This is a genomic window from Blattabacterium sp. (Periplaneta americana) str. BPLAN, from assembly GCF_000093165.1.
Taxonomy (GTDB): Bacteria; Bacteroidota; Bacteroidia; order Flavobacteriales; family Blattabacteriaceae; genus Blattabacterium.
The window spans coordinates 278,175-300,356 of record NC_013418.2; the positions used below are offsets into that span (position 1 = coordinate 278,175).

The 22,182-nt window shown below is 28.9% G+C and carries 22 protein-coding genes and 1 tRNA gene; 12 read left to right on the top strand and 11 right to left on the bottom strand.

Annotated elements, in window-relative coordinates:
• Positions 1-15 precede the first annotated feature (15 nt).
• Positions 16-1,416 carry a histidine--tRNA ligase gene (gene hisS / locus BPLAN_RS01310; protein WP_012821416.1) on the top strand — a complete coding sequence of 467 codons (1,401 nt, stop codon included), beginning with the start codon at positions 16-18 and terminating at the stop codon, positions 1,414-1,416.
• On the opposite strand, the gene pnuC is transcribed toward hisS, so the two are convergent.
• Together pnuC and BPLAN_RS01320 are read right to left on the bottom strand one after the other, a co-directional pair.
• Positions 1,413-2,051 carry a nicotinamide riboside transporter PnuC gene (gene pnuC, locus BPLAN_RS01315; RefSeq protein WP_012821417.1) on the bottom strand — a complete coding sequence of 213 codons (639 nt, stop codon included), beginning with the start codon at positions 2,049-2,051 and terminating at the stop codon, positions 1,413-1,415. The two genes, hisS and pnuC, sit on opposite strands and share 4 nt — an antisense overlap.
• Positions 2,035-2,670 carry a 4'-phosphopantetheinyl transferase superfamily protein gene (locus BPLAN_RS01320; protein ID WP_012821418.1) on the bottom strand — a complete coding sequence of 212 codons (636 nt, stop codon included), beginning with the start codon at positions 2,668-2,670 and terminating at the stop codon, positions 2,035-2,037. The genes pnuC and BPLAN_RS01320 overlap by 17 nt, the downstream gene beginning before the upstream one ends.
• A gap of 105 nt (positions 2,671-2,775) precedes the next feature.
• Here BPLAN_RS01320 and BPLAN_RS01325 point away from each other — a divergent pair, with 105 nt between their 5' ends.
• Positions 2,776-3,807 (top strand): Mrp/NBP35 family ATP-binding protein, encoded by a 1,032-nt coding sequence (locus BPLAN_RS01325; protein WP_012821419.1) that lies wholly within the window; start codon positions 2,776-2,778, stop codon positions 3,805-3,807.
• A gap of 30 nt (positions 3,808-3,837) precedes the next feature.
• On the opposite strand, the gene BPLAN_RS01330 is transcribed toward BPLAN_RS01325, so the two are convergent.
• Positions 3,838-4,647 carry a purine-nucleoside phosphorylase gene (locus tag BPLAN_RS01330; RefSeq protein ID WP_238523125.1) on the bottom strand — a complete coding sequence of 270 codons (810 nt, stop codon included), beginning with the start codon at positions 4,645-4,647 and terminating at the stop codon, positions 3,838-3,840.
• A gap of 86 nt (positions 4,648-4,733) precedes the next feature.
• Positions 4,734-5,759 carry a UDP-N-acetylmuramate dehydrogenase gene (gene murB / locus BPLAN_RS01335; RefSeq protein ID WP_012821421.1) on the bottom strand — a complete coding sequence of 342 codons (1,026 nt, stop codon included), beginning with the start codon at positions 5,757-5,759 and terminating at the stop codon, positions 4,734-4,736.
• A gap of 88 nt (positions 5,760-5,847) precedes the next feature.
• Here murB and BPLAN_RS01340 point away from each other — a divergent pair, with 88 nt between their 5' ends.
• A complete protein-coding gene (locus BPLAN_RS01340) occupies positions 5,848-6,111 on the top strand; it encodes a YtxH domain-containing protein (protein WP_012821422.1) in 264 nt (87 codons plus the stop codon).
• Between the two features lie 342 nt (positions 6,112-6,453).
• Complete coding sequence (gene rlmB, locus BPLAN_RS01350) at positions 6,454-7,203, top strand: 23S rRNA (guanosine(2251)-2'-O)-methyltransferase RlmB (protein ID WP_012821423.1); 750 nt, start codon at positions 6,454-6,456, stop codon at positions 7,201-7,203.
• A gap of 2 nt (positions 7,204-7,205) precedes the next feature.
• On the opposite strand, the gene pheS is transcribed toward rlmB, so the two are convergent.
• Positions 7,206-8,189 (bottom strand): phenylalanine--tRNA ligase subunit alpha, encoded by a 984-nt coding sequence (gene pheS, locus BPLAN_RS01355; protein ID WP_012821424.1) that lies wholly within the window; start codon positions 8,187-8,189, stop codon positions 7,206-7,208.
• Between the two features lie 6 nt (positions 8,190-8,195).
• Complete coding sequence (locus tag BPLAN_RS01360) at positions 8,196-8,576, bottom strand: hypothetical protein (protein WP_012821425.1); 381 nt, start codon at positions 8,574-8,576, stop codon at positions 8,196-8,198.
• A gap of 16 nt (positions 8,577-8,592) precedes the next feature.
• On the opposite strand from BPLAN_RS01360, the gene BPLAN_RS01365 reads away from it, so the two are divergent.
• A complete protein-coding gene (locus BPLAN_RS01365) occupies positions 8,593-9,120 on the top strand; it encodes a CvpA family protein (protein ID WP_012821746.1) in 528 nt (175 codons plus the stop codon).
• A complete protein-coding gene (locus BPLAN_RS01370) occupies positions 9,117-10,088 on the top strand; it encodes a LuxE family acyl-protein synthetase/acyl-CoA reductase (RefSeq protein WP_012821426.1) in 972 nt (323 codons plus the stop codon). The genes BPLAN_RS01365 and BPLAN_RS01370 overlap by 4 nt, the downstream gene beginning before the upstream one ends.
• A 7-nt stretch (positions 10,089-10,095) precedes the next feature.
• Here the strand turns inward: BPLAN_RS01370 and BPLAN_RS01375 are convergent, their stop codons facing one another.
• The 3 genes from BPLAN_RS01375 to der all read right to left on the bottom strand — a co-directional run bounded on the left by BPLAN_RS01375 (position 10,096) and on the right by der (position 14,434).
• Positions 10,096-12,390, bottom strand: a complete 2,295-nt coding sequence (locus BPLAN_RS01375; RefSeq protein WP_012821427.1) for an inorganic phosphate transporter — start codon at positions 12,388-12,390, stop codon at positions 10,096-10,098.
• 88 nt (positions 12,391-12,478) lie between these two features.
• Positions 12,479-13,087 carry a Holliday junction branch migration protein RuvA gene (gene ruvA / locus BPLAN_RS01380; protein WP_012821428.1) on the bottom strand — a complete coding sequence of 203 codons (609 nt, stop codon included), beginning with the start codon at positions 13,085-13,087 and terminating at the stop codon, positions 12,479-12,481.
• Between the two features lie 27 nt (positions 13,088-13,114).
• Positions 13,115-14,434, bottom strand: a complete 1,320-nt coding sequence (gene der / locus BPLAN_RS01385) for a ribosome biogenesis GTPase Der (protein ID WP_012821429.1) — start codon at positions 14,432-14,434, stop codon at positions 13,115-13,117.
• Between the two features lie 85 nt (positions 14,435-14,519).
• Between der and trmD the strand changes: the two genes are divergently transcribed.
• Positions 14,520-15,179 carry a tRNA (guanosine(37)-N1)-methyltransferase TrmD gene (gene trmD, locus BPLAN_RS01390; protein WP_012821430.1) on the top strand — a complete coding sequence of 220 codons (660 nt, stop codon included), beginning with the start codon at positions 14,520-14,522 and terminating at the stop codon, positions 15,177-15,179.
• Between the two features lie 9 nt (positions 15,180-15,188).
• On the opposite strand, the gene argH is transcribed toward trmD, so the two are convergent.
• Complete coding sequence (gene argH, locus BPLAN_RS01395; RefSeq protein ID WP_012821431.1) at positions 15,189-16,550, bottom strand: argininosuccinate lyase; 1,362 nt, start codon at positions 16,548-16,550, stop codon at positions 15,189-15,191.
• A gap of 105 nt (positions 16,551-16,655) precedes the next feature.
• Between argH and gyrB the strand changes: the two genes are divergently transcribed.
• From gyrB to truB, 3 genes are read left to right on the top strand one after another with little or no spacing between them, the layout of a single operon-like run.
• Positions 16,656-18,584, top strand: coding sequence for a DNA topoisomerase (ATP-hydrolyzing) subunit B (gyrB, locus tag BPLAN_RS01400; protein ID WP_012821432.1), 1,929 nt, complete (start codon positions 16,656-16,658; stop codon positions 18,582-18,584).
• Positions 18,584-19,432: an undecaprenyl-diphosphate phosphatase gene (locus BPLAN_RS01405; RefSeq protein ID WP_012821433.1), complete on the top strand. Its 849-nt coding sequence runs from the start codon at positions 18,584-18,586 to the stop codon at positions 19,430-19,432. The genes gyrB and BPLAN_RS01405 overlap by 1 nt, the downstream gene beginning before the upstream one ends.
• On the top strand, positions 19,429-20,109 hold the full coding sequence (truB, locus tag BPLAN_RS01410; protein WP_012821434.1) for a tRNA pseudouridine(55) synthase TruB: 681 nt from the start codon (positions 19,429-19,431) through the stop codon (positions 20,107-20,109). Before BPLAN_RS01405 ends, truB begins: the two co-directional genes overlap by 4 nt.
• 19 nt (positions 20,110-20,128) lie before the next feature.
• Here truB and rpsP read toward each other — a convergent pair whose 3' ends face one another.
• The gene (gene rpsP, locus BPLAN_RS01415) at positions 20,129-20,473 is read right to left on the bottom strand and encodes a 30S ribosomal protein S16 (RefSeq protein WP_012821435.1); all 345 of its coding nucleotides are present in this window, start codon (positions 20,471-20,473) and stop codon (positions 20,129-20,131) included.
• A 209-nt stretch (positions 20,474-20,682) separates the two neighbouring features.
• Between rpsP and BPLAN_RS01420 the strand changes: the two genes are divergently transcribed.
• Both BPLAN_RS01420 and BPLAN_RS01425 read left to right on the top strand, forming a co-directional pair.
• Positions 20,683-20,753: transfer RNA gene (locus BPLAN_RS01420), tRNA-Gln, on the top strand.
• 22 nt (positions 20,754-20,775) lie between these two features.
• Positions 20,776-22,173: a dicarboxylate/amino acid:cation symporter gene (locus BPLAN_RS01425; protein WP_041178278.1), complete on the top strand. Its 1,398-nt coding sequence runs from the start codon at positions 20,776-20,778 to the stop codon at positions 22,171-22,173.
• The last annotated feature ends 9 nt before the right edge of the window (positions 22,174-22,182 follow it).

Consider the following 22,182-nt stretch of genomic DNA (forward strand, 5'->3'; position numbering starts at 1 on the left):
TTAGTTTAGTTAGGTATGGAACATCCTAGTATTCCCAAAGGAACCAGAGATTTTTCATCCATGGAGATGAATAAAAGAAACTATTTAATTCAAATTATTCGAAATAAATTTGAACTTTTTGGTTTTTCTCCCATAGAAACCCCTTCTTTTGAAAAAATTTCTACTCTTATGGGAAAATATGGAGAAGAAGGTGACTACTTAATGTTTAAGTTGCTTCATTCAGGAGATTTTTTGAGAAAAAAAAAAGAAAATCCTGTTTTTAATAATCAGTATTTTATAAAACATATATCCAATAAAGCTCTTAGATATGATTTAACGATTCCTTTTGTTCGCTATGTAGTTATGCATAGAAATGAAATTGTTTTTCCTTTTAAAAGATATCAAATACAACCAGTCTGGCGTGCAGATAAACCACAAAAAGAAAGATTTAGAGAATTTTATCAGTGTGATGCGGATATGATTGGGACCTATTCCTTATCTTCTTTATGGCAAGAAGTTGAGTTCATCCAACTTTGTGATGAAATATTTACAGAATTAAATTTTCCTATAATTATCAATATTAATCATCGAGATATTTTGGGAGGATTAGTAGAAATTTCTGGAATAGAAAATCATTTATGGAAAGATTTTACGACCTCTTTAGATAAATGGGAGAAGAAAGGAAGAAATATAGTAAAAAAAGAAATGCTTCGTAAAGGAATTTCCTCGAATTCTTTTGAAAAAATAGCATGTTTTTTTGATATGAAAGAAAATTTTTCAAAAAAAATAGAATCTTTAACTGTCGCTTTCCAATCCTCTGAAAGAGGAAAAAAAGGAATAAAAGATCTCAGTTTTATCTTCCAAAAAATAAAAAATATTTCTTTAAAAAAGACAAAATTGAAATGGAATGTTTCTTTAGCTAGAGGAATGAATTATTATACAGGTCCCATATTTGAAATATTTCCAGATAAAGATAATAAGGATTCCTGTATGAAAAATTCTATTGGAGGAGGAGGAAGATATGATCAATTATCTAGCTTTTTTGGAATGAAAAATCTTTCTGGCGTAGGAGTATCTTTGGGTTTAGATAGAATATATCTAGCTATGGAAAAAGAAAATTTATTTTCAACTATTTCTAGTAGTTCTTCAAAAGTATTGTTTATTAATTTCGGAGATGAAGAGGTTTTATATGCATATAACATGATAAATTTTTTGAGAAAGAAAGGAATTTCCACTCAATTGTATCCTAATGCCGTAAAAATAAGTAAACAATTCAGGTATGCAAACGAGAATCACATTCCATTTGCTATTAGTATAGGAAAAAATGAAATAGAAAAAAAGAAAATACGAGTCAAAAATCTAAAAAAAAGAATAGAAACCGAATATGATAATATCCAAGAAGTAGTTCATCAATTAATGAAAAAAAACCATAATTAAAAATAGATTTCTTTGTTATTAAGTGCTTTTTGATTCCAAATAATATAACCTTCTATAGCCAATAAGGCAAGAAAAATAAATAAAAAACCTGTTAATATGAGACCTTTCAAAAAATAAATAGGTACGGAAATCAGGTTCCCAACCATCCAAAATATCCAATTTTCTACTTTTTTCATAGCCATTTGATACATTCCAGAAAAAAAAATCCCCGTGGTCAATACATCTATCCAATCAAAAGGGGTTTGAAGTTTTCCATTGAAAAAATAAACCGTTATACTGAAAAGACAAGTGGATAAAAACCATAAAAGTGTATAGAAATAATCTTTTTTATCGGAAAAAGTTATAGATAATTTTTTATTTTTTTTGTCCTTTTTAAATAGCCAAACATACCATCCATAGCCACTCATTCCTGTATAATATATGTTAATGATAAAATCTCCATAAAGAGAAGTCACGAAAGTCAAATAACTGTATATAATAGTACTCACTATTCCTATTGGATATAACCATATGTTGTTTTTTTGTGCAAATACCACACTGAATATACTAAATGTTACAGCCGTAAATTCCAAAAGAATATGAATCCAACTACTATGAGGAGAAGGTGACAAAAGGATACTAATCCATTCCTTCATCATCCCTATCTATAATATAAACCAGGTAGTGGTCATCTATTTTTCTGTAAAAAGCAGAAAACCTCTTACTATAGGAATCTTTCATAATCCAACAGGATATGCAAAAATCCTTTTTTATGCAAAAAGGAGAAACTTTATAGCGATCTAAAAAACTGGGGAAAATCCCTCCTTCTAATTTGTATAAACTTTCCTTAATTCCCCATATGATATGTAGATAATCTATTTCGTAGTTTGGATGGATAAAAATAGATTCATCCTCTCTAATAAATTTTTTCTTTATTCTAACTATTTTTTTTCGTAACTTTTCTATATCTATACCTATATGATAGGAGCTGATGGCTATAGCTATTTTTTCAAAAGAATGACTGAATGAAATATACTTTTCTTGAGGAAAAAGAAAAGGTTTTCTTTTTTCATTGTAAAAAACATTTCTATTTATTCCTATATATTTTAGAGCGTAGCGTACTCCTAAAAATTCTTTTTTTCGTTTTTCGGATAAAGAAAGAAGGTTTTTTTTATCTTTTTCCGAAAGAATTAACAATTTTTCCAAAAATCGAGTTTTTAAATGACCCCATTTAAAAACGATAATTTTCGTATGAAAATGAGGAATTTTTAACATAAATATTTTTTTTGTACTCTAATAATAGAATAAATTAGAAAAAGATATCTCCTCTAATAAAAATAAAATAAATTAGATATTTCTGAAAAAATAAGGACTGGAATAATGAAAAAAAAAATAACGAAAGCATTAGAAAATGTATTTCTTAATAAAAGAAATATTATGGAATCTGGAATCGTCAAGAAAATAGATATATTTCAGGAGGAAATCCGAATATATATAAGCTTATCCAATCCGACTATGCATATGAAAAAAAAATTGGAACGAAATATCCAACAGGCTATAAAATATCAAAATGTAGATAAAAAAATACGAATAGAAATGAAATTAGATCCTTCTGAAAAAAAAAAGACTGAAATAAAAAATGTCATAGCCATAGCTTCAGGAAAAGGAGGAGTGGGAAAATCCACAATAGCAACTAATATTGCGGTTTCTTTAGTAAAAATGGGGTTTCATGTAGGTTTATTAGATGCAGATATTTATGGTCCTTCTATTCCATTAATGTTCAATTTAGAAGAAAATAAAATATCTTCCTGTATTATCCAGAAGAATGGAACTTCTATCATGAATCCTATCATTAGTTATGGAGTAAAGATTCTATCTTTAGGTTTTTTTTCAAAATCTGGACAGGCTATTGTTTGGAGGGGACCCATGGCTACTAAAGCCTTAAGACAATTTATTCATGAAACCGATTGGGGGAGGTTAGATTTTCTAATTGTAGATTTACCGCCAGGTACAGGGGACATCCATTTATCACTTGTTCAGGAAATTCCATTAAAAGGAATTGTTATTGTTAGTACTCCTCAGAAAATTTCTTTATCGGATGTGCATAGATCTGTAGGAATGTTTCGTCTTAAATCTATTCATGTTCCCATACTTGGAATCATAGAAAATATGTCTTTTTTTATCCCAAAAGATTCCAAAGAAAAATACTATTTATTTGGAAAAAATGGAGTGAAAAATTTTTCCAAGAAAAAAAATATTTTTTTTCTTGGAGAGATTCCTCTGTTACAAGACATACGAGTCTCTTCCGATTTAGGGATTCCTGTCGTTTTACAAAACGATTCTATAAGAAAAATTTTTGTAAAAATTACGAAAAATATGATAGATAATTTACCAATAGTTTCCATTTCCTAGAAAAGAGATTCTAAATTGGTTTAATAGATCTTAAAAACAAAGTTTGATAAATTCTTTGACAATCAATATTAAAAGAGGAATGGATTTTTCTGTTTCTTGAAAAAATGATTTCATCAAATGGATGGATTCAGAAGATCCCTTTTGTTCTTCAGATAACCCCATTCCCATCATAATGGATATAGCAAAAACTCGTAAATCCATACACCTAGCTGTAATCACGGATGAAACAATATTACTCATTCCAACACTATCTCCACCCATGGATCGTATCATCGCATATTCTGCAGGGGTTTTATAATGGGGATAAGGATAAGCTACATAGACACCTTTTTGTATGATAATATTGTGATTCATGGCTATATTCTCTGCCATCTCAAGCATTTTTTGATCATAGGGTTCTGTTATTCCAAAAAAATTATTCTTCATAAATTTTTTCATATTAGGACTTTCTGGGAAAAGATTAATATGATCTTTTACCAACATTACATCTCCTGTTTTGTAGTTTGGATTCACTCCTCCAGAAATATTAATTAATATCAACTTATCTATCCCTATATTTTTACACATTACTAGAGGAAAAGGAGTATATTCCTCCTCATAATAAGAGGAAAAAGGTTCTATTAAAAATAGAACCTTTTTCCCTTCTATATCTCCGGATATAAATTTTCCATATACTTTTGTAAAATTTGGGATTTTCTCGTAAGGAATGCATATAGGATTTTTTATTTCCTGGACCAATTGATGAAACTGATTTCCTAATAATATTATTCCAAATTCAGGTTTTTCTTTGATTTTTTTTTGTATATATTCTGTGGATTTTTCTTCTAAAGTCATTGACATAAAAATTTTTTTTCTTTTCTATTTACAAAATAGAGAAAAATAAAACAAAGGTAAATGCTTTCCTTATTTAGTGTTTTTTTCACAAATTATCGTATGAGATGCACTTCTCTTGATAAAACAAGGCCCAACTTATTTTTTATGTCTTGAGTTATTTTTTCTGAAAAAGAATATATATCCATTCCACTAGCTCTTCCATAGTTTACCAAAACTATAGGTTGTTTTTCATATACACCTACATCCCCCTGTTTTTTTCCTTTCCATCCTATAGTTTCAATTAAGGAACTAGCAGATAGTTTCACTTGATTAGTAGAAATAGAATATCCTGTAATAGTTGGATATTTAGATTTTAATTTTTTAAAATCCAATATCCCTATTATTGGATTCATAAAAAAACTACCAGCATTTCCTATTTTTTTTGGGTTTGGAAGTTTTCTATTTCTAATGTAAAGAATAGCTTTACTTAAATCGTACATAGTTGGTTTTTTAATATTCATTTTTTTTAATTCTTTTTGAATCTCAATGGAATAAATGTTCAACTTGTGATACTTTTTTCTTAATAGAAAGGAAACAGATAAAACCAAAAATTTATTTTTGTAACGTGGCTGCTTGAAAAAAGAATGACGATATTCTAGTTGACATTCTTCTCGTGTGAAGATTCGCATTTTTCCCTTATTTGTTTCATATACTTGAACTTCCAACAAAGTATCCTTTACTTCTGCTCCATAGGCTCCAATGTTTTGAATTGGAGCGGCCCCAACCGAACCAGGAATAAACGATAAATTCTCTAATCCACTGAAACCTTTTTTTATAGTCCAACCTACAAATTCATTCCAATTTTCTCCGGCAAAAGCTTGAACAACTGCTTGATTATCGTTTTCCTTAATCACTTTCTTCCCTTTGATTCCAATTTTAATTACCATTCCTTGATAATAATTCTTTAAAAAAAGAATATTACTTCCATTTCCCAAAAAAAATTTTGGAATGGATGGATACTTAAAGAAAATTTTTTGGATATCTTCTATACTTTTCACATTTACAAAATAATGTGCATAAACATTTATTCCAAATGTATTAAAATTTTTGAGAGAAAAATTTGTTTTAATATCTAACATAGAGAAAAATATTTTTCTAAATAAACAAAGACAATTTTGTGCGTAAATATTGTATGATTAAATTTATTATAAATATAAAATTGTTATTATGAAAAAAGGAGGAAGTTTTTTTTGGGGAGTGATTTTGGGGACAATGGCAGGCTTAATAGTGGGAATTTTTTTAGCTCCAAGAAAAGAGGATAAAATTAGAAATATACTAGGAAAAAAGACAGAAGAGCTGAGAGATAATTTACAAGAAATAAGTAAAAAAATAGGAAAAAAAGTACATAGAATTAAATCTAACTTTGAGGCAAAGTGGAAAAAAAATAAAAAAGATAAAATGGACAAAGTCGAAGAGGAATTGGGGACTTAATTTTTTTATCTAAAAAATGTTTGTTTTTATTAAAAATTTTATCAATAGAAAATTGAAATTTTTTCAAAATGAAGCGATTAAAGTGGTAGTTGCCATCATGACAGAAATTTTTATGAATTTTTTTTTCCTTTTACTTGGCGTAATGATCCTTTTTGCAGGAAGCCTTACTTTATCTTTTTTTCTATCCTATTATTTTGGAAATTATGTGGTAGGATTTGGGATTATTACTATCTTATATCTTTTTCTTTTCTTTTTTATCTTTTTTTTCTGTAAAGACATTATACGATTTTTCATTAAAAATTCCTTTTTTAAAGTTTTAAAAAAATAAAATCATGTAATCTCATGAGTAAATTAAAAATTATTTATGGAATACATCCCTTAATAGAAGCTATTCAATCCAAAAGGAGTATTAGTAAGTTATTTTTTCAAATAGGATGGAAAAAAAAATGTAATCCTTATTACAAAAAGTTAATCTCTCTCTCCAAGAGAGAAAATATTCCCATTCATATCGTTCCTAAAAATAAATTTCATCAGTTGAACAATAAAAATCATCAAGGAGTTTTTGCACTTCTCTCTCCAATAGAAACTTATTCCATAGAAGATTTACTTCCTATATTTTATGAAAAAGGAAAAAACCCACTTTTGCTCATTTTAGATCGTATTACGGATGTAAGAAACTTTGGATCTATCATTCGTACTGCTGCATGTGCTGGTGTAGATGCTATCATTATTCCAAATAAATATACAGCCATGATTTGCTCTGATTCTATCAAAACTTCTTCAGGAGCTTTATTTAAAGTACCAATATGTCAAGAAAAAAATATTAAGAAAACTATAGAGTATTTGATGAAGTCCGGTTTAAAGATTGTTTCCGCTACGGAAAAATCCAATATTTATTGGTATAAAATAGATTTTTCAGGTCCTACGGCTATCATTCTTGGAAATGAATCCAATGGAATTTGTCCTAAATATTTAGAAATAACCTACGAAAAGGCAAAAATTCCAGCTATACACGGGATATCCTCTTTAAATGTCTCTGTAGCTTGTGGGATCATTTTATATGAAGTATTCAGACAAAGAGAATTCAAATAATATTAAAAATCACTCTGAAATTGTCTCAAAAAACGAATATCATTATCAAAATAGATTCTAATGTCATCAATTTGATAAATCAGTAAAGCAAGACGTTCTATCCCTATCCCAAAAGCAAATCCAGAATAAATTTCTGAATCAATATTTACGTTTTTCAATACTTGTGGATCTATCATCCCACATCCCATAATCTCTAACCATCCTATATGATTATTATATATATCCACTTCTGCACTAGGTTCTGTAAATGGAAAATACGAAGGACGAAATCTAATTTTTACTTCTCCAAAAAGAGAGGTTATCAAATAATGAATAGTTTGTTTTAGGTCTGAAAAGGATACTTTTTTATCGATATAAAAGCCTTCTGCTTGGTGAAACATAAAATAGGAACGAGAGGAAATCGTTTCATTTCTATATACTTTTCCGACAGATAAAACACGAGAAGGAGGACTGTTTTTTTTCATATATCGTATTTGTACAGAGGAAGTATGTGTGCGCAATACAATATCTGGATTTTTGCATAAAAAAAAGGTATCCTGCATATCCCTAGATGGGTGATCTATAGGGATATTTAAAGCCGTAAAGTTATGCCAATCATCTTCAATTTCAGGTCCTTCTACATAAGAAAATCCAATTTTTTTAAAGACGTCTATAATCCTATTTTTTATAATAGATATGGGATGTATAGATCCTATTTCTACAGATTTTCCTGGAATTGTAGGATCAAAATTTTTATCTTCATCTTTGATGAAGTTTTTAGAATGATCTATTTGTATTTTTTTTTGAACCTTTTTTTTTAAATCATTGATGATTTTACCCAAAATTTTTCTTTCTGGAATAGGAAGTTTTTTTAATTTTTTAAATAAAACCGTCAAAATGCCCTTTTTTTTACCCAAAAATTTAATTCTGAAGGCTTCTAAATCTTCAGAATTCTTAGCCTGAAAACAGTTTATCTCCTTTTTTATTTGATCCACTTTTTGATCCATAAAATCTTATGATTTCTGAATATCCTCCAGAATATTTTCTTCACTCATATAACGAATGATAGCTTTTTTAATTAAAAACGATTGTTCTTCTTTGTTTAAAAATGGAAGATCTTTTTTCAAAAGATAATGAGGCCATCCTTCTCTGTCTCTTCCAATAAACCTATAATATCCAAAAGGTTCTAATATTCTACATATGGAAATATGTAAAATATTAATTTTATCTTCTCTATTCAAAAAAATATTTTTTCCCTTCCCAAGCTCTTGAATCCCTATCAGGTAAATAATCCCAATGAGATCAATTTCTCCTTCTATGTAAAAATGATTTCGTATATATAAAATGACTTTATTCCAATTTATCTGAAATTTTTGTATAAATTTTTTTTTCATTTTTTAGTAAAAAATTATGGTTGGCACAGATATTATTATTCTAATTATCGTTTTATATGGTGCATATAAAGGGTATAGAAAAGGATTACTCTCCCAGTTATTTGTATTTATGATATGTTTTTTTTTCCTATACAAAGGAATCAATGTTTTTCACTTTTTTTCAGAAGGATTACTAAAAAAATACAGTAAGGAAGAACCCTTTCTTACAGGTTTTTCTCTAATAATTTCATTTTTTTTTATAATATTTATAGCTTTTTTAACTAAAAAAATCATAGAAATAATTTTGAAAATCACATGGGTAAAACCTTTTGATAAAGGATTTGGTGGTCTTTTAGGCCTGATGAAATATTTTTTTTATCTATCAATATGGATTTTTTTTCTTAAAGAAGCAAATAAAAAAATAAATTTAATTCCTTATAATTTTTTTTCAAATTCCTTTGAAAAAGAGTTTCAATATATTTTTTATATATCTAGGAAAGAATTTTTGTTTTTTTTTAAAAAATTAGAAGAATTATACTTTTTATTTTTAAATATCATTAAATGAACTTTCAAAAAAAGATTTTTTCTATAGAATCCAAAAAAGAATTTGAATCTTTAACTTTAGAGATATTCAATTATCAAGTCAGAAATAACCATATTTACAGAAATTATCTTCAACTATTAAAAATTGATCCATTTCGGATTTCCAATATTTCTGAAATTCCCTTTTTTCCTATTTCTTTTTTTAAAACCCATTGTGTTTGCAGTCTATCAAAAAGTATTCCAGAAATTATTTTTACCAGTACTGGAACGACAGGAATAAAAAGTAAACATTATGTAACTGATTTGCATATTTATAGAAATAGCATTTGTAAAGGATTTGAATATTTTTATGGTCCCATAGAAAAATTCCAATTTTTAGCTTTGTTTCCTTTCTATAGAGAGGATTCTTCTTTAATTTATATGATGAAATATTTGATCCAAAAAACATATAAAAATGGAAGTAATTTTATTTTTTTTCAAAAAATACCTCCTCTTCATCATGAAAAAACTATTTTAATTTTTGGAATCAGTTTTTCTTTATTAGACTTTGTAGAGTCTCATAGGGATACTATTCTAGATGGATATAATAAAGATAATGTGATTCTCATGGAAACAGGAGGAATGAAGGGGAAAAGAAAAGAAATCATACGAGAAGAATTACACCATCTTTTAAAGAAAGGTTTTTGTATAAAAAATATTCACTCTGAATATGGAATGACCGAATTGCTTTCTCAAGCATATGCAAAAAAAAACGGAATTTTTAGATGTCCTCCTTGGATGAAAGTATACATAAGAGATCCGGAAGATCCTTTGATACATATAGAGAACCATAAAATAGGTGGAATTGATATTATTGATTTATCTAATTATTTATCTTGTCCTTTTATTTCTACCAATGATTTAGGAAAAAAAATAAACGATGAGGAATTCGAAGTATTAGGAAGGATGGATTTATCAGACGTACGGGGATGCAGTCTGATGACATTTTAAATAATTTTTAAAAAGCTAGAAAAGAAGCGTCTTTTTTTGATGAAATATGGGATAATCCATCGGTATGTAACAGAAGGATCTCTTCTATATTTTCTGTAATTTTTTTGGATGGGAGAAGAACGTCCAACATCAATAGAGTGTTCTTTTTTCCATATTTTTTATGGATGATTCCCATCACCTGTTGATTCATCTGTTCCTCAATTTCCTTGAAAATTTGAATTTTGATTGTACAATTTACTTTTTGAAAAGTTCTATTCCTGGTGATTTTTTTGATTATATGGAAATGTTCCATCATCAAATGTTCAAGTATCAATAAATTTTTCTTTTGCTTGTATTTTAAAGGTTTATGACTATTACTCACATGAAATAAGGTGCGATTAGTAATCACATCGGAAGATTCAATGATCTCTTTAATTTTGTTGTATATTCGCATATAAAGTCTCCCAGCAATAGGTTCACTGTTTTTCGTTTTTCTAATCACTAGAATTAAAGAATTCTGTATGCTCGTAAAACTTTCTTTTACTTTTAAAAAGTGCTTCCTACTATATTGAAGGTTTTTTAAATCTTCTTTAGTTATCCCTTCTATACTATTTTTATAAATATTTTCGATTGATTCCAGGATAGGTTCTAAAATATCCATAGTCTTGTTTAAAGTTTTCCCTAAAGTCAGCTCATCGGTTCCAAAAATTGTTCTTTGATCTTCAAATTTTTTAGATAGTCCTTTCTGATAGTTTTTATAACTCTTGTAAAAAACAAAACCAATTAAAAACATAAAAAATATAAGGGCCCATGCTTTTACAAAAAACAAAAAAGACGCTGTAAGTCCTGCCATTGTAAAAGCAATTAAACCTGTTAAAAACCAACCTCTTATAACTTTTAATACTCCTGAAACTCTGTAAACGGCACTTTCTCGATCCCAGGCTCTATCTGAAAGAGAAGTCCCCATAGAAACCATAAAAGTGACAAAAGTAGTTGATAGTGGGAGTTTCTGAACGGTAGCTATAGATATCAATATACTAGATATGGTTAAATTTGCAGAAGCTCTAACTAAGTCAAAAGCAACGTTTTCATTTTGAATTTTTTGCTTAAAATTTTTTTCTATTTTTACTAGGAATCGTTTTGGAAATAATTTGAAAAATTTCTTCCCAAAATATAAAAAAAATCGAACAATTCCTCTTGCTAAAGAATTAGATAAAAATTTTTCTGGACCTTCATTTTGTCTACTTAAATTAATTTCTGTACTGACGATGGTTTTTGTTTTTTTAGAAAACCAAAGTGTCAATATCATAATTAGACCTGAAAAAATTAAAACTATAGATGGGACCTGTACATTTCCAGATAAACTTTTCATATTAAATCTTTCGGCAGGAGGACTTCCTGCTTCTTTCCATATATTATAAGATTGTATACTAGCTATAGGAATTCCTATAAAATTGACTAAATCATTTCCTGCAAAAGCCATGGCTAAAGAGAAGGTTCCATATAATACAACAAATTTTAAGATATTATATCCTAAAGAAACAAATATCTTTGCCACAAGAGTCCATGTGGAAAATAAGACCAGTAAAAAAACGAAAAAATGATGATGTATCCACTTGATAAAATGTTGAATCAATAAAGAGAATCCTGTCAAATTATCTTCCATGAAACCTTTCAAAGTACTATGTAGACCTCTTACAATCAAAAAATAAGTCATACTACTCAATGAAATAGCCGCCCATATTACTCCCACATATTTTAATCTACTTTTATATTCAAAACTTAATAAAAATCGGATGAAATAATGAATGAAAGCTCCGGAAAAAAAAGAAATTAGAATAGATAAAAAAATTCCTATCCCAATGGTCAATGTTTTTTCCGCTTTAATGTATTGACTTAAATGATGAAGTGGTTCATTACTTAATGGGGAAGCTATTTTTATCATAGCTATACTAAAAGCTCCACCTAATAAGCAAAAAACCATAGAAACTGTAGTAGAAGTAGGTAATCCTAAAGTGTTAAAAACATCCAATAAAATAATATCGGATATCATAACAGCTAAGAAAATAAAGGTTAGATCGGAAAAATAAAAATAAGACGGATCAAAAACCCCTTTTCTTGCTACTTCCATCATTCCACTGGATAAAAAAGCTCCCAATAAAATACCTAAACTAGCAAAAATCATGATGATTTTACGAGAAGCCACTTTAGATCCAATAGCAGAATTGAGAAAATTGACTGCGTCATTAATTAAACCTACAATAAGATCAAAAATAGATAAGACAAAAAGGATCACTATAATTGAGGGATAAAAAAGTTTCATAATAAAGAAGTAAGTATTAATTTTACGACAAAAACAAAAGTATATTATTTTTGGGGTTTGTTTTTTTTAGAAATTGAAAATACCTATTTTACAATTTTTTTAAAGATTCTTTGATAAGATTTTCTACAGTAAATTCTGGGTTTTTATCCAAGATCTCCTCTAAAACTTTTTTAGATTCTTTAGGAGAAAAACCTAGTACGATCAAAGCGCTTAAAGCTTCTTTTTTTATGAAAATAGGGGGCTTATCGAAAAAGTTAACGTTTTTTCCTTTTTTAGGAATAGTAGAAGGACTAATAGAAATTTTATCTTTCAGTTCTATGATAATTCTCTGAGCAGTTTTTTTTCCGATTCCCTTCACCTGATTGAATACTTCTATATCTTCTCTAGATATAGATTCTTTTATTTCATGTGGTGTTAAGGAAGATAGTATAGTTATAGCAGAACTTGGACCTATCCCATTTACGGATATCAAATGAGAAAATATTTTTCTTTCTATTCTTTCAAAAAAACCATACAATACATGTTGATTTTCCTTGATAAAAAGATAAGTATATATAGAAATTTCTTTTCCTTCTTCTTCTAATAAAGAAGAATAGGTATACGAAGATATATGAAGGTAATATCCGACTCCATTACAATCTATTATTAAAGAAGATTGATTTTTTTCTATTAGCTTTCCTCTTAAATGTGTGATCACCGTTTTATTAATACAAAAGATGAACCATTATTTTTTTCTAAAAAGAATTTGTATGGGGACTCCTCTAAAATCGAAGTGATCACGAATTTTATTTTCAATAAATCTTTTATAAGATTTTTTTATATAATGAGGAAAATTAGAGAAAAAAATAAACTTTGGTGTAGATGTCGGTAACTGAGTACAATATTTAATAGTAATCAACTTTTTTTGTACAGATGGAGGAGGATTTTTTTGAAAAATGGGTAACATAACTCTATTTAATAAATTCGTTTTTAATCTTTTTTTACGGATTTGGAAAACCTGATCAGCTATGGGGAGGATGTTATATATTCCATCTTTATTTTTTGCAGAGATAAAAAGGATGGGGACATTGTCAAATGGAGCAATTTTTTTTCGAATGAAAATTTCGAAATTTTTTTGCAGAGAACAATTTTTTTCAGAATTTAATAAATCCCATTTGTTAATAAGAATGATTATTCCTTTCTGATTTCTTTCAACTAATCTAAAAATATTTCTATCCTGTGCCTCCCATCCACGAACCGCATCTACCATTAAAAAACAGATATCTGTGGATTCAATGCTTTTTACTGTTCTCATAGTAGAATAAAATTCAAGACTTTCACTTATTTTTGATTTTTTTCTTACTCCAGGTGTATCCACTAAAATACATTTATATCCCAATTTTTTGCAGAAAACATCAAGACTATCTCTCGTGGTCCCAGAAACATTTGTGACAATATGATGATTTTTTTCTAAAAAAGAGTTAATCAATGTAGATTTTCCAACATTTGGACGTCCTATGACAGAAAAACGGGGAAGAACTTCTTTTTCCATTATTTCTCTTTTTCCTAAGGATTTAAAAATTTCTATTAATCTATCCAGTAATTCTCCCGTTCCACTTCCATTTATAGCGGATATGTAGTAATATTCCCTAAAACCTAAACAAAAAAAATCTGTATTATGATACATGTATTTTCCGTTATCTACTTTATTCACTACCAATAAAATATATTTTTTATACTTTCTAAGTAGTTGAGAGATTTCTACGTCTGTATCTAGTATTCCTATTTTTATATCCACTAAAAATAAAATAACATCGGCCTCTTTTATGGCTATTAAAATTTGCTTGATAATTTCTGCATCCAGTAGATTTTTATGGATGGGGTTATAACCACCTGTATCTACCAAAGAAAAATGAACTCCATTCCATTCAGATTCTCCATAAATACGATCTCGTGTAACTCCACTTCTGACATGAACAATAGCTTTCCTTCGTCCTACAAGACGGTTAAATAGAGTAGATTTTCCTACATTTGGACGTCCCACTATAGATACGATATAACTCATTGTAACTAATTGTTCACAAAGGTAGAATTTTTTCACTAGTTTCATTCATAGATTCTTAGTCAAAGTGTATATTACTGAAAAAAAAATGCGTATAGATATTGTTAGCGTGGTTCCGGAAATTCTAAAGGGACCTTTTTCAAGTTCTCTTATTAAAAGAGCTATGAATAAAGGAATCATGGATATTCATATTCATGATTTACGAAAATATGGTTTAGGAAAGCGCAAAAAGGTAGACGACTATCCTTATGGAGGGGGATCTGGAATGATTCTTAGAATAGAACCTGTATATCAGTGTTTTGATAAATTATTATCAGAAAGAGATTATGATGAAAAAATTTTTATGACTCCTGATGGAATACTTTTTTCACAAAAATATGCTAATGCATTAACTTGTAAAAAAAATATTCTTATCCTGTGTGGTCGTTATAAAGGGATTGATCAGAGAATTAGAGATCATTTAATTTCCAAAGAAATATCTATTGGTCCTTATGTGTTATCTGGAGGAGAACTAGCTGCGGCTGTTGTAGTAGAATCCATTGCCAGATTATTACCAGGAGTCCTGCATAATCCAGATTCCATGATCACGGATTCGTTTCAAATGGAAAAAATGGGAGCCCCTCCTATTTACACTCGTCCAAAAATTTACAAAGGATGGTCCGTCCCAAAAATACTTTTATCTGGACATCACAAAAAAATAAAAGAATGGATTTTTAAAAAATCTATCCAAAAAAAATTGGATTCTTAAAGAATCACATTATGAATTTTTTCCATAAATTAACCGTTCGATAACTTTTTGAATGATCTCAAAATCAAATTTATTTATCAGTTTTCGCATCATGTCTCTAATTTCTTGATTACACAAATTCCCTATACTTCCTTCATGAGAAGGAGAAAAAATTTCTTTTTGAAAGGGTTTAAAACGTCCATTTTGAATATCTGCAGCCACCTTTTGATAAGCTTCTCTAAAAGAATATCCTTTCTCTACAAGTTGATTGACTACTTCTACACTGAATAAGTATTTATACTTCTCCTCTCGAAGAATGTCCTTTCTAACCACAATATGATTCAACATGTACCTAAATATGGAAAAACACTTTTTCAATTCATCAAAAACAGGTAAAAATCTTTCTTTAATTATTTGAAAATCTCTATGGTATCCGGAACACAAATTGGATACAATTAAAGAAATTTCATTCGGTAATGAAGATATGCTATTGCATTTAGCTCGTATGATTTCAAAAACATCTGGATTTTTCTTATGAGGCATAATACTAGATCCGGTAGTAAGAAAATCAGGAAAACTAATGAAATTGAAGTTTTGACTTAAATATAAGCAAATATCTTGAGCCATTTTACTCAAAGTTCTGGCTAAAGAAGCAAGGGCTTCTGTTACTATTCTTTCCATTTTTCCTCGTCCCATTTGAGCATATACAACATTGTAATTTAAATTTTCAAATCCTAATAATTCCGTTGTCATTTTCCGATTTAAAGGAAAAGAAGATCCGTAACCAGCAGCGGAACCCAAAGGGTTTTTGTTAGTAATCCGATAAGCTGTGTAAATTAATAACATATCATCTATTAAACTTTCCGCATATGCCGCAAACCAAAGTCCAAAAGAAGAAGGCATAGCAATTTGATAATGAGTATAACCAGGCATTAATATATTTTTATATTGTTCACTTAATTGTAATAATAAATCAAAAAAAGAATAGACTATTAATACAATTTCTTTGATTTCTGTACGAATAAAAAGTTTCAAATCTACCAATATTTGATCATTTCTGGATCTACCACTGTGAATTTTTTTTCCAACTTTTCCTAAACGATCTGTTAACAAAAATTCTATTTGAGAATGAACATCCTCTATTCCTTCATCTATTTGAAAATTATTTGTTAATATTTCGTGTATATAAATGTGACGTAATTCTTTAATTAAAATTTTTAAATCTTTTTGATTTAATAATCCAATGCTTTCTAACATCATCACATGAGCTATGGTTCCAATAACGTCATGTGGAGCTAAAAGTAAATCTAATTTTGAGTCTTTACCTGAGGTAAATTCTTCTATTTCTCTATTCCTATTATGAGAATGAATATCTTTTTCCCAAATTTTCACGTGATAACATGTTTTAGATTTTTTCTATCTTTACTTTAAAGATCCTATAAAACTATAAATTTTTATGAAAATAGGAAAAATTTCTAATAAAATTAGAATGGTTGTATGAGTAATAAAAATACAGATTATACAGCAGATAGCATACAATCTCTAGAAGGGATTGAACACATAAGGCTTAGACCTTCTATGTATATTGGAGACGTGGGAATTAGAGGATTGCATCATTTAGTATGTGAAGTCATAGATAATTCCGTAGATGAATCCTTAGCAGGTTATTGTAATAAAATATGGGTGACCATTCACAAAAATGGATTTATTACAGTCCTGGATAATGGTCGTGGAATTCCCATAGATATTCATAAGAAAGAAGGAAAGTCTGCTCTTGAAGTAGTCATGACTAAAATAGGAGCAGGTGGAAAATTTGACAAAAACTCCTATAAAGTTTCTGGAGGATTGCATGGAGTAGGGATATCCTGTGTCAATGCATTGTCCAAAAGACTTATAGTGACAGTTTATCGTAACGGAAAAATCTACCAACAAGAATATTTGAGAGGGACACCTATTGATAGGGTCCAATGTTTAGGAGAAACCCATTTACAAGGAACAAAAATTCATTATCTAGCTGATAATTCTATTTTCAATTCGATCACATATCATTATGAAATATTATCCACACGTTTGAAAGAATTAGCTTTTCTAAATAAAGGATTGCACTTATTTTTAAAAGACGAAAGAAATAACATAGAAGAGGATTTTTTCTCTAAAAATGGATTAAAAGAATACCTTTCTATTTTAGATAAGAATCAAGAATCCTTAATAAGGAACATTATTTTTATTGAAGGAGAAAAAGAAGATACCATAGTGGAAGTAGCCATGCAGTACAATACTTCTTTCAAAGAGAAAATTTATTCTTATGTGAATAATATCAATACTTCGGAAGGAGGAACTCATATTTCTGGATTTCGAAGAGCTTTAACAAGGACATTTAAGAAATATACGGATGGACTTTTATCTAACAAAGATAATAAAAAAGATAAAGTAGATTTGACGGGAGATGATTTCCGAGAAGGTCTTACAGCTATTATATCTATCAGGGTGATGGAACCTCAATTTGAAGGACAAACTAAAACAAAATTAAGCAATCACGAAGTAGGAGGAATTGTAGATAAAATTGTGGGGGAAATGTTAAACAGTTATCTAGAAGAAAACCCCAGTGAGAGAAGAAAAATTATTGATAAAGTTATTTTATCGGCTAAAGCACGTCAAGCTGCTAAAAAAGCTCGTGAATTAATACAAAAAAAGAGTCCCATATACAATAGCATTTTACCTGGAAAATTAGCGGATTGTTCTTTCAATAATCCAGAAAATTGTGAAATATATTTGGTAGAAGGAGATTCTGCAGGGGGAACTGCTAAACAAGGTAGAGATCGTAGCTTTCAAGCCATCTTACCTTTACGAGGAAAAATCCTAAATGTAGAAAAAGCTATGCAATATAAAATATTTGAAAATGAAGAAATTAGAAATATATTTACCTCATTGGGGGTTTCTATTGGAACCGAAGAAGATCCAAAAAATTTAAATGTAAAAAAACTTAGATATAATAAAATTATTATTATGACAGATGCAGATATAGATGGAAGTCATATTTCCACTTTGATTTTAACATTGTTCTTTCGTTATATGAAGCCATTAATAGAAAAAGGACACATCTATATTGCGACGCCTCCTCTTTATTTAATCAGAAAAGGAAATCATTCTCAATATGCTTGGAGTGATGAAGAAAGAGAAAAAATTCTCCAAAGATTAGGAAGAAGAAAAAAGATCAATATACAACGTTATAAAGGATTAGGAGAAATGAATGCGGAACAACTTTGGGAAACGACTATGAATCCCAAAAAAAGAACCTTACGCAAGGTTCATATAGAAAACCTTTCGGAAGCCGATAAAATATTTTCTATTCTTATGGGAGAGGAAGTCCCTCCACGTAGAAGTTTCATAGAAAAAAATGCAATTCATGCAAAAATTGATGTTTAATGAATTATATTCAATCAATCCTATTAGGGATTATTGAAGGTCTTACAGAATTTTTTCCTATTTCTTCTACAGGACATATGATTCTTACAGCTTCCATTATGGGAATCCTAGAGAAAAAGATCACGAAATTATTCCTAATTTCTGTTCAACTTGGAGCGGTTTTTTCTGTGGTTTTTTTCTATCGGAAAAAAATTTTTTTTCAAAAAGCAGATTTTTATCTAAAAATTTTTCTAGCTAGTTTTCCTATAGGAATTTTTGGTTTTTTCTTGAATAGAAGAACAAATTTCTTCTTAGGAAATCCACTCATAGTCGCTTTTTTTCTTATTATAGGAGGAATAATTCTTTTGAAAGTGGAAAATGTTTACGAAAAAAATTTTGATAAAAGTAATCAGATCAATTATTTTCAAGCTTTTATTATTGGATTATGCCAATGTATGGCTCTGATTCCAGGAGTATCTAGAAGTGCTGCTACTATAGTTGCTTGTCTGTTACAAAATGTTCATAGAAGAAAGGCTATTGAATTTTCTTTTTTTTTATCTGTCCCGGTTATTGTTATTGCCACATGTAAAAAATTATTTGACTATTATTTTCAATTAACTTCTTTTAGTTTTCCATGGAATTTTCGTATTATTATTCCCATGTCCAAAGAATTTTTTCTACAAGAAATCCAGTTTTTGATTATTGGAAATATAGTGGCTTTCATTACAGGAATTCTATCCATAAAATGTTTTATGGCTTATTTAAAAAGAAATAATTTAAAATTATTCGGATATTATAGAATTATTTTGGGACTGGTCTTTATTGTTATACATTATTTTTTTCAACCGATTGAAAAATTCAAGTTTTGAAAAATTTATCAGAATCCGCATTCGAAAAGGGTGAACTTTTATTAATAGATAAACCGTGGGGATGGACTTCTTTTAAAGTGGTGAAAGTCATCAAAAAAAAAATTAGGAATTTTTTTGGAAAAAACTTAAAAATAGGACATGCGGGAACTCTAGACCCTCTTGCTACAGGACTTTTAATTATTCTTATAGGGAGAAAATACACAAAAAAAATGGATTCTATTCAAAATTATAAAAAAACTTATACAGGGATTATCAAATTGGGTTGCATGACCCAATCTTTTGATTCAGAAACAGAAGAATATAATTTTTCTTCCACTTCACATATCACCCCTGAACTTATTCAAGAAATATCTAAAAAATTTAAGGGAAAAATAGATCAATATCCACCATCTTTTTCTGCCTTACGAAGGGAAGGAAAACGATTCTACGAATATGCTAGAAAAGGAAAAAAAATAAATCCTATAAAGCCTAGAAAAGTCAAAATTTATAAATTTTATATCTTAAAAATTGGAATCCCTTATATTCAATTTTTTGTAGAATGTGGGAAAGGAACTTATATTCGATCCATAGCCCAAGATTTTGGAATAGCGATGAAAAGCGGAGCCTATCTACTTTCTTTAAGAAGAGAAAGCATAGGTCCTTTCTCTATCAGGAATAGTTATTCTATGGATTTTTAACCTTCAAAAAGGATGAATCTTACAGGTTATCTGTTTTTCGTTTTGACCAAACATGAAATTTTTGATTAGCCTCTTCCTCATTAAATGCCCCCTTTTTAACTCCTTCTAATAAATGTTTTTTTAGTAAAACTCCTTTTTTAGAAAAAATGTATTTTACTGTATCTGTTGGTTGGGCTCCTTTCATTAACCAGGATACAGATTTTTGTATTTTTAATACTGTTGAAGGAGGATTTGTATGAGGATTGTAAGTCCCTAGTTTTTCAATAAATTTTCCATCTCTTGGAGCACGAGAATCAGCTACCACTATATGGTAAATAGGTCTATGTTTTTTCCCAATTCTTTTTAAACGTATTTTAACAGACATAATTAATCATAATTAATTCATTATTTTCTAGAAAAAATTTTCTTTATCTTGTAGTCTTAGTAATTTAGTACAAAAATATCGTTTCTTTTATCCTTAAAAAAAAAAAAACGATGATTTTTTTGTGCCTTGAGTTAGGTTTTTTTTCATCTAAAAATAGCCTTAGGCATAATGGTTTTTGAAAAAAAATGGTATATATTTACATTTTTCCTAGACCCGTTGTGTAACGGTAGCACAGCAGATTTTGGTTCTGTTAGTTGGGGTTCGAGTCCCTACGGGTCTGTTACCAAATAATCCTTTGATAAATGAGTATTGGAATGAAAGTAAAAAAAGAAAAAATTTTACTAATAGCATTTTTAAGTGTTTTAGCATATGTTTTTATCCACTTATCAAAATCCTTTTTGGGATTGGATAAATGGACTCTTTGCCTGTTTAGATGTTTCGTAATATCTCTGTTCATGTTTTATACCTTTCTGAAAAAGGACTTAACAACTTGGATCTTGTTATCCATCATCATAGGAATAGAAGTAGGACTAGATCAACCGAAAATTGCTATAGAACTAAGATTTTTATCTCAAATATTTTTGAGAATGATCAAAACTATTATAGCTCCAATATTATTTTCTACTTTAATAGTGGGTATAGCTAGTCACTCTAATATTAAACAATTAGGGAGTATGGGATGGAAATCTCTCCTGTATTTCGAAATAGTAACTACTTTAGCCTTATTCATTGGTCTTATTGCCATTAATGTATCTCAAGCAGGAGTAGGAATCGTGATGCCTTCAGGAATGACGGAACAGCAATTACCGAAAGTAGAAAGTAAATCTTGGCAAGATACTATTCTTCATGTTTTTCCAGAAAATTTCATTAAATCCATCTATCATGGAGATGTGTTACCTATTGTAGTCTTTTCCGTTATTTTTGGTGTATCTATGGTTTTTTTGGATGAAAAAAAACGTAGTCCTCTATTACTCTTTGCAGAAAGTCTTTCAGAGATTATGTTTAAATTCACTAAGATTATCATGTATTTTGCTCCTATAGGAGTCGGATCCGCTATAGCTTATACAGTAGGACATATGGGGTTGGATATATTATATAATCTTTTTCAATTATTATTGACGCTTTATATTGCTTTGCTTATATTTTTAATAGTGGTTTTACTCCCTATTCTTTTATGGATTAAAGTTCCTTTAAGGGGGTTCGTAAAAGCCTTAACGGAACCTGTTTCCTTAGCGTTTGCTACTACAAGTTCCGAATCTGCCTTACCTCTTCTTATGGAAAATTTAGAAAAATTAGGTGTTCCTAGAAAAATTGTTGCTTTTGTGATTCCTACAGGTTATAGTTTTAATCTAGATGGAACAACTCTTTATTTATCTTTAGCTACTGTATTTGTAGCACAAGCTTCTGGAATTCCTTTAAGTTTTAGTCAACAAATATTTATAGGTTTAACTTTAATTTTAACTAGTAAAGGGGTGGCTGGAGTTCCAAGAGCTTCTTTAGTAATTCTTTTAGCTACTGTAGCTTCTTTTGGATTACCTACTTGGCCTATATTAGCAATTATAGGAATAGATGAATTGATGGATATGGCTCGTACTACTGTAAATGTTATAGGAAATGGATTGGCGAGTTGTGTCATTGCTCGTTCAGAAGGAGAATTAGACGATAAAAAAATGTTAGATTACATAAAACGTGAAAACTAACGGTTAAAA

Excerpts from the sequence above, each read along its gene's own strand:
- hisS (WP_012821416.1), top strand. The coding sequence starts at position 16 with ATGGAACATCCTAGTATTCCCAAAGGAACCAGAGATTTTTCATCCATG.
- pnuC (WP_012821417.1), bottom strand. The coding sequence starts at position 2,051 with ATGAAGGAATGGATTAGTATCCTTTTGTCACCTTCTCCTCATAGTAGT.
- BPLAN_RS01320 (WP_012821418.1), bottom strand. The coding sequence starts at position 2,670 with ATGTTAAAAATTCCTCATTTTCATACGAAAATTATCGTTTTTAAATGG.
- BPLAN_RS01325 (WP_012821419.1), top strand. The coding sequence starts at position 2,776 with ATGAAAAAAAAAATAACGAAAGCATTAGAAAATGTATTTCTTAATAAA.
- BPLAN_RS01330 (WP_238523125.1), bottom strand. The coding sequence starts at position 4,647 with ATGTCAATGACTTTAGAAGAAAAATCCACAGAATATATACAAAAAAAA.
- murB (WP_012821421.1), bottom strand. The coding sequence starts at position 5,759 with ATGTTAGATATTAAAACAAATTTTTCTCTCAAAAATTTTAATACATTT.
- BPLAN_RS01340 (WP_012821422.1), top strand. The coding sequence starts at position 5,848 with ATGAAAAAAGGAGGAAGTTTTTTTTGGGGAGTGATTTTGGGGACAATG.
- rlmB (WP_012821423.1), top strand. The coding sequence starts at position 6,454 with ATGAGTAAATTAAAAATTATTTATGGAATACATCCCTTAATAGAAGCT.
- pheS (WP_012821424.1), bottom strand. The coding sequence starts at position 8,189 with ATGGATCAAAAAGTGGATCAAATAAAAAAGGAGATAAACTGTTTTCAG.
- BPLAN_RS01360 (WP_012821425.1), bottom strand. The coding sequence starts at position 8,576 with ATGAAAAAAAAATTTATACAAAAATTTCAGATAAATTGGAATAAAGTC.
- BPLAN_RS01365 (WP_012821746.1), top strand. The coding sequence starts at position 8,593 with ATGGTTGGCACAGATATTATTATTCTAATTATCGTTTTATATGGTGCA.
- BPLAN_RS01370 (WP_012821426.1), top strand. The coding sequence starts at position 9,117 with ATGAACTTTCAAAAAAAGATTTTTTCTATAGAATCCAAAAAAGAATTT.
- BPLAN_RS01375 (WP_012821427.1), bottom strand. The coding sequence starts at position 12,390 with ATGAAACTTTTTTATCCCTCAATTATAGTGATCCTTTTTGTCTTATCT.
- der (WP_012821429.1), bottom strand. The coding sequence starts at position 14,434 with ATGAGTTATATCGTATCTATAGTGGGACGTCCAAATGTAGGAAAATCT.
- trmD (WP_012821430.1), top strand. The coding sequence starts at position 14,520 with ATGCGTATAGATATTGTTAGCGTGGTTCCGGAAATTCTAAAGGGACCT.
- gyrB (WP_012821432.1), top strand. The coding sequence starts at position 16,656 with ATGAGTAATAAAAATACAGATTATACAGCAGATAGCATACAATCTCTA.
- BPLAN_RS01405 (WP_012821433.1), top strand. The coding sequence starts at position 18,584 with ATGAATTATATTCAATCAATCCTATTAGGGATTATTGAAGGTCTTACA.
- rpsP (WP_012821435.1), bottom strand. The coding sequence starts at position 20,473 with ATGTCTGTTAAAATACGTTTAAAAAGAATTGGGAAAAAACATAGACCT.
- BPLAN_RS01425 (WP_041178278.1), top strand. The coding sequence starts at position 20,776 with ATGAGTATTGGAATGAAAGTAAAAAAAGAAAAAATTTTACTAATAGCA.